Below are 11,996 nucleotides of genomic sequence, written 5' to 3'. Positions count from 1 at the left end.
CCGAGGAGCGTGCGGCAGAAGACCGCCAGGTCGGGGCCGGTGGAGAAGAGGCCGGCGTGGCCCGCGACGCCGCCGAGCGCCCAGGCGTTCTCGTCGTGCACCTCGCCGCGCAGCATGCCGCGGTCCGCCTTGGCCCGGGGCCGCCGCTGGTCCTCGGTGGCCGCCGCGCCCGGACACGGGCCGAAACCGGTCGCGGTCATGCCGAGCGGTCGGGTGATGCCGTCGCGGACGAGCCGGTCGAGGGTGCGGCCGGTGAGGCGCTCCAGGAGGTGCTGGAGCAGCAGCATGTTCAGGTCCGAGTAGCAGTACGTGCCCGGTACCCCGACCGGCTGCTCCGTACGGAGCCGGGCCAGGCGCTCGGCGTCGTCGGCACAGTCGTACAGCGGGAGTTCGGGGCGCAGCCCGGAGGTGTGGGTGAGCAGTTGCCGGACGGTGATGCCGTGCCGCACGGCCGCGGGGAAGTCCGGCAGGTACGCGCCCACGCGGGCGTCGATGCCCAGGGTGCCGCGCTCGATCTGCTGCACGGCGGCCACCGAGGTGAACAGCTTGGTCAGGGACGCCAGGTCGAAGGGGGTGTCCACGGCCATCGGCACGCGGTCGCCGGGCGGCAGTTCCACCGCGGTGCCGGTCCGTTCGTCGTACGCCGCGTACCGTACGGCCCAGCCCGCCGCCTCCCGCAGGGCGAGCACCGGGCCGCGGCCGGCGACCACCACGGCGCCCGCGGCCCAGGGGTGGTCCCCGGTGGTCCGGGCACGGACCTCCCGGGCGAGGGCGGCGAGTTCGCGGGGGTCGAGCCCGGCCCGCTCCGGTGTGCCGTGGCGCAGTCTCGGTGCGCTCAGCTGTCCGCCCCCGCTCTCTCGGTCCCACCGGACCCGCCGGTCCCGCCAGGGCCTCCGGTCCGGCCGGAGCCACCGGCCCTGCCGGGTCCGCCCGTTCCGCCGGGTCCGTCCGCCGCGCCGGGTCCGCCCGCCGCGCCGGCTGTGCGCCCGCGGAAGGTGATTCCGTCGTCCGTGCCCGTGTTCGTGTGCCCGCCCCAGGGACGGCACATTCCCACGAAACAGGTCAGGGCCACCAGAGCCGCGACCAGTTGGACGATGCCCATCGGGACGGCGGTGTCCTCCCCCGCGACACCGACCAGCGGGGAGGCGACGGCGCCGATGAGGAAGGACGCCGTGCCGAGCAGGGCGGACGCGGAGCCCGCGGAGTGCCGGGTGCGCATCAGGGCGAGCGCCTGGGTGTTGGGCATGGTGATGCCCATGGCGGACATCAGCACGAACAGCGCGACGGCCATCGGCGCCAGCCCGACGTCCCCGAAGACGCCCAGCGCCATCAGCAGGATCGCGGTCGCGGCGGTCACGACGACGGCGAGGCCGAGCCCGAGCACCCGGTCCAGCCGGACCCGCCCGACCAGCACCTTGCCGTTGATCTGCCCCATGATCATCAGCCCCACCGAGTTGGCCCCGAACAGCAGGCTGAACGTCTGCGGGGAGGCGCCGTAGATCTCCTGGATGACGAACGGGGAGGCGGCGACGTAGGCGAAGAGGCAGGCGAAGGCGAAGCCGCCGGTGAGGACGTAGCCGCTGAAGGCCCGGTCGGCGAGCAGCCGGCGCATCGAGCCCAGCGCCTCGCCGGCCCCGCCGCGGTGGCGGTCGGCGGGTTCCAGCGTCTCCGGCAGCTTCCGCCACACCACGGCCGCCATCAGGACGCCGAGGAGGGTGAGGACGGCGAAGACCCCCCGCCAGTCCGTCACCCGCAGCAGCTGCCCGCCGATCAGCGGGGCCACGATCGGGGCGACGCCGGAGATCAGCATGAGGGTGGAGAAGAAGCGGGCCATGGCCACGCCGTCGTACAGGTCGCGGGCGACCGCCCGCGCGATGACGATGCCGGCCGCGCCGGCGAGGCCCTGGAGCAGCCGGAAGGCGATGAGGAGCTCCACGGTGGGCGCGACCGCGCACAGCGCGGTGGCCACGACGTAGACGCCGAGACCGATGAGCAGCGGACGGCGGCGCCCCCACCGGTCGCTCATCGGGCCCACCACCAGCTGCCCGAGCGCCATGCCCGCCAGGCAGGTGGTGAGGGTGAGCTGGACGGTGGACGCGGTGGACCCCAGCGCCCGGGTGACCTCGGGGAGCGCGGGGAGGTACATGTCCATCGCCAGCGGGGCGGTGGCGGTGAGGCTGCCCAGGATGAGCGTGACCAGGAGGGGCGCCCGCCCCGGGGTCCCGGGTTTCCCGCTCCGGCCCCCCTCGCCGGCGACGGGTACCGGAGCGGCCGTCGCCGGCACCGGCCCGGGCGCGGGGCCGGACGCGGGGCCCGGTGCCGGTCCGAGTGCTGGTCCGGATGTCGTCGCCGGTACCCGCCCGGATGCCGGTCCGGACACGGACGCCTCGCCCTCGGACATGGGGCCCCTCTCTCCTGATCTCTCCCGAAGTCGTACGCCCCCCATGCTCTCAGCCCCGACGAGGTGCTCGTCAGGGACGGTGATCTCGGGTGAAGATGTCCGCGGAGGTGTCATGGGAGCGCTTCCACGGAAGGCTCGGACACCGGTACGGGAACACGAACGGCGAAGTGCGCGACACGGAGCACCGAGCACTAAGCACTAAGCACTAAGCACTAAGCACTAAGCACTAAGCACTAAGCACTAAGCACGGACGACGAACGAGCAAGGTGGGGCGGATGACAGGGCAGAACGTGCGCTGGGGCATTCTGGCGACGGGCGGCATGGCCGCGACCTTCACGGCGGATCTGGTCGATCTGCCGGACGCGGAGATCGTGGCGGTGGCCTCGCGGTCGCCCGAGCCGGCGAAGGCGTTCGCCGAACGGTTCGGGATACCGCGGGCGTACGGCGACTGGGAGTCGCTCGCACGGGACGAGGAGATCGACATCGTCTACGTCGCCACTCCGCACTCGGCGCACCGGGCCGCGGCCGGGCTGTGCCTGGAGGCGGGGCGGAACGTGCTGTGCGAGAAGCCGTTCACCCTCAACGCGCGCGAGGCGGCGGAACTGGTCGGCCTGGCGCGCGACCGGGGGCTCTTCCTGATGGAGGCCATGTGGATGTACTGCCATCCCATGGTCCGGCGGCTGAAGGAACTGATCGACGACGGTGCGATCGGTGAAGTACGCACGGTGCAGGCCGACTTCGGACTGGCGGCGAACGTCTCCGCGTCGCACCGGCTGCGGGACCCGGCGCTGGGCGGCGGCGCGCTGCTGGACCTCGGCGTGTACCCGGTGTCGTTCGCGCAGCTGCTGCTCGGGGAGCCGTCGGAGATCGTGGCGAAGGCCGCGCTCTCGGAGGAGGGGGTCGACCTCCAGACGGGCGCACTGCTCTCCTGGGAGAGCGGGGCCATCGCGTCGGTGCACTGCTCGATCGTCGGCGGTACGGCGACGTCCGCGTCGGTCACCGGTTCCGCGGGGCGGATCGACATCCCGTACGGCTTCTTCTTCCCGGACCGGTTCGTGCTGCACCGGGACGGCGAGGACGCCGAGGAGTTCGTCGCCGACCCGGCGGACGGGGCCCGCAACAGCCTCAAGCACGAGGCGGCCGAGGCGATGCGCGCCCTGCGGGCGGGCGAGACCGAGTCCCCGCTCGTCCCGCTGGACGGCACGCTCGCGGTGATGCGGACGCTCGACACGATCCGGGAGCGCGTCGGCGTCCGCTACCCGGGGGAGGCCGGCTGAGCCGTCCGGACGCCGGGGAGCCGGCGCCGCCCGGGGCGGTGCCGGCTCCCCGGGTTCCACGCGTTCCCCGGGCGGCGCCGGCCGCGCCACCCGAACGGCGGCCGGCCGCGGGCCGGCGGGGGCCCCGGGATGCGACGGTGGTCACACCAAGCGCCTGCGCCTGCCGTTGCCACTGCCACTGCCACTGGGACTGCTCGGGGACCGGGAGACGACGTGACCTGTTACGACCGACGTGATCTGGGCCTGCTGCTGCTCCGGCTGGGGACGGGCGGGGCGCTGGCGGCACACGGCGCGCAGAAGCTGTTCGGCTGGTTCGGCGGGGGCGGGATCGAGGGCACCGGCCAGTTCATGGAGACCATCGGCTACGCACCGGGCAGGGCCAGCGCCACGGCGGCGGGCCTCGCGGAGGCGGGCGGCGGCGCGCTCCTCGCGCTCGGTCTCGCCACCCCGGCGGCGGGCGCGGCGGCGGCCGGTGCGATGGCGGGCGCGGCGGCCGTGCACGCGCCCAACGGCTTCTTCAACCAGGAGGGCGGCTACGAGCACGCCGCGCTCCTCGGCCTGACGGCGGCCGGCCTCGCCGTCGCCGGGCCCGGCAGCCTCTCCCTGGACCGCGTCCTCGGCCACTCGGCCGACCGGGACTGGATGGTGGTGGCGGCCTTCGCGGCGACGGCGGCGGCCACGGCGGTGGTCGTGGGAGCGCGCAGCCGGCGCCTGCGCAAGGCGCGGGAGGGCGAGCAGGAGGCGCTGTTCGAGTGACGGCCGGGGTATCCGGGACGGTCGGACCCTCCCCGAGGGTCGGGCGCCGGGCGTTGTCGGTGTCCTGTGCCAGGATCTGCCGCATGAGCGATCCGAGCCCGAGCCTGTCGCCGACGCCGCTCCGGAGCCCGCCCGCGGCCTCCTCCCCCGTCCCTTCCCCGCCGTCCGCCGAGCTGTGGGACGCCGTCGACGCCCTGCACGCCTGGCTGGACGCCCACGGCGCGGCCGGCGGCCGGGAAGCCCTGCTGCTGCGGGTCCTGAAGCTGTCCGAGGAGGTCGGCGAGGTCGCCCAGGCGGTGATCGGCGTGACCGGCCAGAACCCGCGCAAGGGCACCACGCACTCCTGGGACGACGTCGGCGCGGAGTTGTGCGATGTCGCTCTCACGGCGCTCGTCGCCCTGCGCGCCCTCACTCCCGACGCCGGTGGGGTCTTCGCACGGCACGTGGCGGGGGTCGCCGCGCGTTCGCTCGGCGGGGACGCCCGTGGCGCCGGTCAGGAGCGGCGGGCGGCGCCGCCCTCCAGGTAGTGGAGGACCGCGGCGACCCTGCGGTCGGTGCGGTCGGTGGGGGCCAGGTCCAGCTTGGCGAAGATGCTGCGGATGTGCTTGTGGACGGCGCCGTCGGAGACGACGAGGCGTTCGGCTATGGCGGCGTTGCCGAGCCCTTCGGCCATGAGGGCCAGGACGTCGCGCTCCCGGGGGGTGAGCCGTCGCAGGCGCTCGTCGGGGCGGCTGCGGGTGAGGAGTTGGGCGACCACCTCGGGGTCGATGGCGGTGCCGCCCTCCGCCACCCGGTGCAGGGCGACGAGGAACTCCTCGACCCGGCCGACCCGTTCCTTCAGCAGGTAGCCGAGCCGGGCGCTGCCCCGGGCCAGGAGACTGGTGGCGAAGGCCTGTTCGACGTAGGCGGACAGCACCAGGACGGCCAGGTCGGGGTGCCGCCGCCGGGCCTCCACGGCGGCGACGATGCCCTCGTCGGTGTGGGTGGGCGGCATCCGGACGTCGACGATGGCGACGTCCGGCCGCTGGGCGTCCACGGCTTCGAGGAAGGCGTCCGGGTCCCCCGCCGTGGCCACCACGTCCAGGCCCTCCGCGCGCAGCAGCAGCGCGAGTCCTTCGCGCAGCAGGGCGTCGTCCTCGGCGATCACGATCCGCATGGCAGGGTCACTTCCAGGGTGGTGGGGCCGCCGGTGGGGCTGGCCAGCTCCATGGTTCCGTCGTGTGCTTCGGTGCGGCGGCGGATGCCGGTGAGGCCGGACCCGCCGGACCCGCCGGACCCGCCTGATCCCCCGGCTTCCCGCGCGCCGCCACGGCCGTCGTCGCGGACCGTCAGGCACAGTCGGTCGTCGCGGCGCCGGACGGTGACGACGGCCCGGCGCGCGCCGCTGTGCCTGGCGACGTTGGTGAGGGCCTCGGCGACCACGAAGTACGCGGTCGCCTCCACCGACGCGGCGCACCGGCCGGGTACGTCCGCGTCGATCTCGCAGGGGACGGGGCAGTCGGCGGCGAGCGCGGTGAGCGCGTCGGGCAGGCTGCGGTCGGCCAGGACCGGCGGGAGGATGCCGCGCACCACGGCGCGGAGTTCGGCGAGCGCCTGCTCGGCGGCGTCCTGGGCGCGGTCGAGGGCGGCGACGGCGTCGGCGGGGTCGCGGGCCAGGGCGCGGCGGGCGGCGCCGATCAGGACGGTGACGGCGACCAGCCGGTTCTGGGTGCCGTCGTGCAACGAGCGTTCGATGCGCCGGAGTTCGGTGGCGTGGGCGTCGAGGGCGGCGGCGCGGGTGGCGGTGAGTTCGGCGACCCGCAGCACGAGGTCGGTGCCGGCGCCGGGGCGCAGCAGCCGGCGGCCGGGCCACGCCTGGAGCCGGGCGAGGGCGGGCATCCCCAGCAGGATGACGGCGAGCCACCCGGCGCCCATGGGCAGGACGAGGAGGGCGCCGGGCCAGTCGCGTACGGTCCACCAGCCCGCGGCGGCGGTGGCCGCGCTCTCCGGTACGAGGGACCACCACAGGGGGAAGCTGAGGTCGTGGGCCGCGTTCAGCGGCAGGGTCAGCCCGACCACGCCGAGGAACGTGCCGAGGACGCCGTGCACGGCCACCCAGGCCACCTCGCGCCGGACCGCGCGGTCGGTGACGGCGGCCCGCAGCCCGGACGGGAGCGGCGGCGGTCCGATGACCTCCGGGCCCCAGCGGGACAGCCGGGCCCGTTCCCGGTCGGCGACGGCGCGCACCGCGTGCAGCGCGGAGGGCAGCAGCAACAGGCCCACCCCGACGAGGCAGGCGAGGGCGGTGACGGCCAGCCAGAGCAGGGCGACCAGGGCGAGGATGCCGGTGCCGAACCCGCTGACCAGGTGCTCGAGGGAGTCCAGCACGAGGCGGGCACGGGCGGAGACGGACGCGGAGGCCGACGCGGGGGAAGCGGACCCGGAGGACCGCGCCGACGCGGGCACCGGGGCCGGGGCCGGCGGCGTCGTGGGGGCGGATGCCGGGCGCGCCGGGGCGTCGGCCGTCCTCCCCGACGGATCGTGCGTCCCCCGCTGCATCCGCACCGCCTGCCCTCGCCCCGCGCACACCTTCCGGAGCAGTGAGGATAGAGGGCGCGGGCGGTTCCGTGCGCGCCCCTCCACCGGTCGGACGCGGGGACACCGCGAGCGGCGGGCGCGGTCACCGTGCCGTGCGGCGGTGCGGGACCGGCCCCGCCGCTGCTGCGGCGGGGCCGGTCCACCGGTTGCGCTCCACTCCGCTCCGTTCCTCCGTCCCTACTCGCGGATGCCGATGCCCCGGACCGGCGGGGTGCGCAGGAGCCGGCCGACGGGCAGCATCGTGGCGATCAGGGCGAGCGCGACGGTGCCGCCGACGATGCCGAGCCAGCCTGCGGCCGGGACGTACGGGACGCGCTGTCCGGAGACGGCGTCGACGACCGAGGTGAGGGTGACGGCGGCGATCGTCCCGCCGATGGCGAGCGCCACCCCGAGCAGGCCGGCCTGTTCGGCGTGGACCATCCGCTTGACCTGGCCGCGGGTGACGCCGACCAGGCGCAGCAGGGACAGTTCCCTGCTGCGGGCGAGGGCCGCCGTGATCAGGGTGTTGGCGGCGGCGAGCAGCGCGTAGCCGGCCAGGACGGTGACGAGCAGTTTGTTGAGCCAGCCGCTGACGGCCAGGTCCTGGGCGAGTTCGCCGGTGAGGGTGTCCGTGCCGGCCACCGAGGCGTCCGGGTAGCGGGCGGCGAGGCCGTTCAGGGCCTCGAGGGTGCCTGCGTCGGCGTCCGGGCCGGTGCGGACGAGGATCCGGTCGTCGAGTCCGGTGACGGTGTGTCCGGTGAGGGTGCCGGTGTGGAGGGTGACGTCGCCGAAGCCGAAGCCGCGTTCGTACAGGGCGACGACCTCCAGCGTGACGGGGGTGCCGTCGCCGAGCCACAGCCGGGCCGTGCCGCCGAGTTCCCAGCCGGCGGCGTCCGCCGTGATGGTGGACACCGCGACGGTGTCCTTGGTGAGGCCGGTGAGGCTGCCCGACCGCACCCGCAGGTCCAGGGTGCGGTCGGCGCCCCGCGGGTCGATGCCCTGGGCGGCGACGACCCGGGGCTCGAGGCCGCCCGGCACGACGACCGACGTACGGCGCACGCCCGTCGCGGCGGCCACGCCGGGGATGCGGCGGGCCTCTTCGGTGGCGGATGCGGGCAGGCCGGTGCCGGAGACGAGGGCGTGCTGGGCGAGGGTGCCGTCGCGGTTCTGCACGACGGTCTGGCGCCGGAGGTTGTCCTGGAGGAACCAGACGGAGCCGCCGAGGCCGACGGAGAGCACGAGCGCGGTCAGGACGGCGACCGTGCTCCGGGCGTTGGCGCGCAGGTTCGCGGCGGCGAGGTGGCCGCTGGTGCCCCACACGGCTCGCAGGACGGGGCCGAGGAGGCGGGCGGCGGCCCGGTTGATCCAGGGGGCGAGCAGGGCGACCGCCAGGACGAACGTGTAGAGCATGCCGACCGCCGCGGTGAGGGCGGTCCGGCCGTCGGTGGCACCGGTGAGGCCGATCAGGGACACGGCCCCGGCGAGGAGCACCAGGCCGGTCACCGCCCGTGCCCTGCTGCCGGGGCCGGGTTCGACGGCGGCCTCGCCGAGTGCTTCGGTGGGCCGGATGCGGGTGGTGCGCCGTGCGGCGGTCCAGGCGGACGTCAGGGCCACGGCGGCGACGGCGACGGTGACCGCGACGCCGGACGGCAGGCCGCCCTGCACGGTGAAGGAGCCGGGGGCGAACCCGCGGGTGACGAGTTCGTCGCGGATCCGTCCGGCGGCGAGGAGTCCGAGGGGAACGCCGGCCACCGCGGCGAGCAGGGCGAGCAGGGCGGTCTCGCCGAGGATCATCCGCCGTACCTGACCGGGGGTCGCGGCGACGGCGCGCAGCAGGGCGAGGTCGCGGCGGCGGTGCCGTACGGAGAGGCCGACGGTACCGGCGACGGCGAAGACGATGATCACCGCGGCGTAGCCGCCGAAGGCGCCGCCGGCCTGCAGGACGAAGTCCCGTGCGGTCCCGGCCCCGGGCTGTTCGGCCAGGCCCCGGTCGTCGCCCGTGTAGGTCGTCGCCCCCACCGCCCCGGCCGCCTCGCGGACGCCGGCGAGGAGGGCGGAGCGGTCGGCGTCCGGCGCGGCGAGGACGCCGACGGCGTCGAAGCGTCCCCGGTGCGGGTCGAGACGGGCGGCGTGCGCGTCGGTGAAGAAGAGCACCGCCCCGCCGGCCCCGGCGTCCGGGGTACCGCCGTCCCCGGCCTCGACGACCCCGCTGATCCGGTACGTACGGCTCGCTCCCCCGGTGACGATCTCCGTGGAGTCGCCAGGGCCGAGTCCGGTGCTGGCGAGGAGGCGGGCGTCGACGGCGATCTCCCCGTCGGAGCGGGGCGGGCCGCCCCGGACCGTCCGGTACGGGGCGAGGGCGGCGCTCGACCAGCCGTGGCCGGTGACGGGCACGTCCGGCGCGCTCGTGGCGGTGACGGCGAGGGAGCGGTCGCCGACGGCGCGTTCCACGCCGGGCACGGCGGCCAGCCTACCGGCCAACGAGGCCGGGACGCTGCCGCGTTCGGGCAGCGCGACAGTGGTGCGCTCGGTCTCGCCGAACAGTTCGGTGGACACGGTCAGGTCCCGGTCGGCGACGACGGCGACCGTCCGCGCGTACCGCTGCGCCTGGCCCTGGTAGCGCCAGGCGGACTCCACGAGCAGCGCGCACGCCATGAGGACGGCGACGCCGGCGGCGAGGGCGACGAACGTCGCCGTGAAACTCCCCTTGCGGTGGCGCAGCATCCGCGCGGCCAGAGCGAGCACGGTTCAGCCCTCCCCGCGCACGGCGGGCCGCGCGGTGGCCCGCGCGAGGGACTGCGCGGCGGATCCCGCGAACGTCTGGGCGGCGGCCTGCCCGAGGGATGGTGCGGCGGGGCGTGCGGCGAAGTCACGGCCGCCGAGGTGCGCGAGGTGCTCGGCGATCCGCTCGGCGCCGGGCTGCGGCATGTCCCGCACGATCCGCCCGTCGGCGAGGACCACGACCCGGTCCGCGTAGGACGCGGCGACCGGGTCGTGGGTCACCATGACGACGGTCTGCCCGGCCTGGTCGACCACCGACCGCAGCAGCGACAGGACGTCGGCCGCGGTACGGGTGTCGAGGGCGCCGGTGGGCTCGTCGCAGAAGATCACCTCGGGGCGGGTGACCAGTGCCCGCGCGATCGCGGCCCGCTGCTGCTGGCCGCCGGACAGCTGCGCGGGCCGGTGCCGCAGCCGGTCGCCCAGCCCGACCCGGTCGACGACCTCGGCGACCCACGCCGGGTCCGGCCGCTGCCCGGACAGCCGCGAGGGCAGCAGGATGTTCTGCTCCACGTTCAGGGCGCCGACGAGGTTGAACGCCTGGAACACGAAGCCGACCCGGCTGCGGCGCAGTTCGGTCAGCCGCTTCTCCGACATCGACGCCAGGTCGGTGGACCCGATCCGGACCGTCCCCGCGTCGGGCCGGTCCAGGCCCGACGCGCAGTGCAGCAGCGTGCTCTTCCCGGAGCCCGACGGCCCCATCACCGCGGTGGCCGTGCCCCGCGCGAAGCGGACGTCCACGTCGTCCAACGCCACCACCGGCTGATCACCACCGTACGTCTTCCGTACGTGTTCGAGGCTGACGGCGACGTCGGCCGAGGTCACTGACATGGTGAAACGCCTTCCGGGGGAGCGTGGAGCGGAACACCTCGACGCTAGATTCCCCGGCCCCGCGAACCCATCCAGCCAGCGGCCCGACCGGTGGTGGCGCAGGCACTACCGGCGGACGTGACGGGGCCCGGGAGTCGTATCCAGCTCCCGGGCCCCTGGGGATGCCACCTCATTGCGCACGCCGGCGCGTTTAAGGGGAAGGATCAGTCATCAGGCCGTCGTGTTCTTCCTTTGAACTACCGCACCGGGCAGAGGTGCAGGCGAGAATTGAACTCGCATCCGACGGCAGTCGTCCTTCCCCGGTCGTTCCGGCGATCGGCGGCGATGCTGAGACTGGAGCGAGAGTCTGAGATTGATACGGCCCTCACGTGCGGAAGGCCGTTTCTTCAGGCTGAACGTCAGTTTCAGCTTGCGCTCGTCACACGGACCGGTCCTCAGTCCGGCCCGCGCTGTCGCGCACCCCCGCGCTCGCACGCGGGGGCGATCATGGGGCTGCCGGTCCGGCGTCAGCCGAACAGGTAGCCGAACACCGCGTCGCCGACCCGCTGGTCGGTGACCTCGGTGCCGTTGGCCTCCTCACGGGCGAACTTCACGGCCTGCTGGAGCTTCTCGATCCGCTCCACCAGCTCGTTCAGCCGCCGCGCCGGAAGCGCTCCGGAGAACTTCACGGTCGTCCAGTACCCGATGGGCACGTCCTCGTAGTACACCTCGACCTGCGCCGGGTGCTTCTCGGTCGCCTCGGCCTTGACGTGGTTGCGGGGGACCTTCTTCGTGCGGATCGTGCGGACCGGATCGGTCTTCCACCAGTCCGTGGACGGGTCGTGGGACCAGGACTCGGCGGCGTCGAGGGTCGGCAGCTTCCGGACGAAGGCGTGCAGGTCGGTGAGCTGCTTCTCCAGGAAGAGCAGGTAGCCGACCGGGACGTCGGCGAGGACGGTCCGTCCCTCGACGACGACGTCCGCGCGGGCCGTGCAGTTCGCCCAGTCCTTGGTCGCCGTCACGTCGAACAGCCGGGTCAGCGAGGCCGCCATCTCGCGCAGCACGTCCTCGCCCTGCACCTGCACCCGCGTGGACTCGGGCGGCAACTGCTCGCCCTCCTCGTCCTTCGGCTGGTACGTGCGCGAGATACCGGAGAGCAGCGCGGGCTTCTGCACCTTCTGGTGCGCCCCGTTGACGTCCTGGGCGGCCTTGCTCTTGACGCCCTTCTCGACGGCGATGATCTGGTTCAGCCTGGTCATGTGATCCCCCTGAGAACACTCGGGAACCTATCCGCTCACCGTCACGCACGTCATCGTATTTTCCGGTGGCTCGGGCGGCTGCGGGATCCCCGCGGGCCGTCCGGTCGGAGCGGGCCCGGGGCACGGTGGACGGTCTCGTCCCCACCCCTCACCCGCCCT

Annotated in this window: 10 protein-coding genes; 3 read left to right on the top strand and 7 right to left on the bottom strand. The window is 74.8% G+C overall.

What is annotated here, in order from left to right; all coding sequences use genetic code 11:
• Both AOK18_RS08775 and AOK18_RS08770 read right to left on the bottom strand, forming a co-directional pair.
• The coding region (locus tag AOK18_RS08775; RefSeq protein WP_055693931.1) for a serine hydrolase domain-containing protein at positions 1-824 on the bottom strand (824 nt) is incomplete at its 3' end.
• An 11-nt stretch (positions 825-835) separates the two neighbouring features.
• The gene (locus AOK18_RS08770) at positions 836-2,401 is read right to left on the bottom strand and encodes a multidrug effflux MFS transporter (RefSeq protein WP_079104913.1); all 1,566 of its coding nucleotides are present in this window, start codon (positions 2,399-2,401) and stop codon (positions 836-838) included.
• 275 nt (positions 2,402-2,676) lie between these two features.
• Between AOK18_RS08770 and AOK18_RS08765 the strand changes: the two genes are divergently transcribed.
• The 3 genes from AOK18_RS08765 (at position 2,677) to AOK18_RS08755 (ending at position 4,961) form a co-directional block, all read left to right on the top strand.
• Positions 2,677-3,678 carry a Gfo/Idh/MocA family protein gene (locus AOK18_RS08765; protein ID WP_055693927.1) on the top strand — a complete coding sequence of 334 codons (1,002 nt, stop codon included), beginning with the start codon at positions 2,677-2,679 and terminating at the stop codon, positions 3,676-3,678.
• 213 nt (positions 3,679-3,891) lie between these two features.
• Positions 3,892-4,434 carry a DoxX family membrane protein gene (locus AOK18_RS08760; protein ID WP_055693926.1) on the top strand — a complete coding sequence of 181 codons (543 nt, stop codon included), beginning with the start codon at positions 3,892-3,894 and terminating at the stop codon, positions 4,432-4,434.
• Between the two features lie 83 nt (positions 4,435-4,517).
• The gene (locus tag AOK18_RS08755) at positions 4,518-4,961 is read left to right on the top strand and encodes a MazG-like family protein (RefSeq protein ID WP_240503115.1); all 444 of its coding nucleotides are present in this window, start codon (positions 4,518-4,520) and stop codon (positions 4,959-4,961) included.
• On the opposite strand, the gene AOK18_RS08750 is transcribed toward AOK18_RS08755, so the two are convergent.
• The 5 genes from AOK18_RS08750 to AOK18_RS08730 all read right to left on the bottom strand — a co-directional run bounded on the left by AOK18_RS08750 (position 4,928) and on the right by AOK18_RS08730 (position 11,837).
• Positions 4,928-5,590, bottom strand: coding sequence for a response regulator (locus tag AOK18_RS08750; protein WP_055693925.1), 663 nt, complete (start codon positions 5,588-5,590; stop codon positions 4,928-4,930). The two genes, AOK18_RS08755 and AOK18_RS08750, sit on opposite strands and share 34 nt — an antisense overlap.
• On the bottom strand, positions 5,578-6,801 hold the full coding sequence (locus AOK18_RS08745; RefSeq protein ID WP_055693929.1) for a sensor histidine kinase: 1,224 nt from the start codon (positions 6,799-6,801) through the stop codon (positions 5,578-5,580). The genes AOK18_RS08750 and AOK18_RS08745 overlap by 13 nt, the downstream gene beginning before the upstream one ends.
• Before the next feature lie 387 nt (positions 6,802-7,188).
• A complete protein-coding gene (locus AOK18_RS08740) occupies positions 7,189-9,735 on the bottom strand; it encodes an FtsX-like permease family protein (protein WP_099048853.1) in 2,547 nt (848 codons plus the stop codon).
• Between the two features lie 3 nt (positions 9,736-9,738).
• A complete protein-coding gene (locus AOK18_RS08735) occupies positions 9,739-10,599 on the bottom strand; it encodes an ABC transporter ATP-binding protein (protein ID WP_055693924.1) in 861 nt (286 codons plus the stop codon).
• Positions 10,600-11,105: 506 nt separating this feature from the next.
• Complete coding sequence (locus tag AOK18_RS08730; protein WP_055693923.1) at positions 11,106-11,837, bottom strand: DUF7873 family protein; 732 nt, start codon at positions 11,835-11,837, stop codon at positions 11,106-11,108.
• Positions 11,838-11,996: the final 159 nt, after the last annotated feature.

Origin of the sequence: Streptomyces prasinopilosus, from assembly GCF_001419695.1 — a bacterium.
GTDB lineage: Bacteria > Actinomycetota > Actinomycetes > Streptomycetales > Streptomycetaceae > Streptomyces > Streptomyces prasinopilosus.
This window is presented reverse-complemented; position numbering and strand designations above follow the sequence as displayed.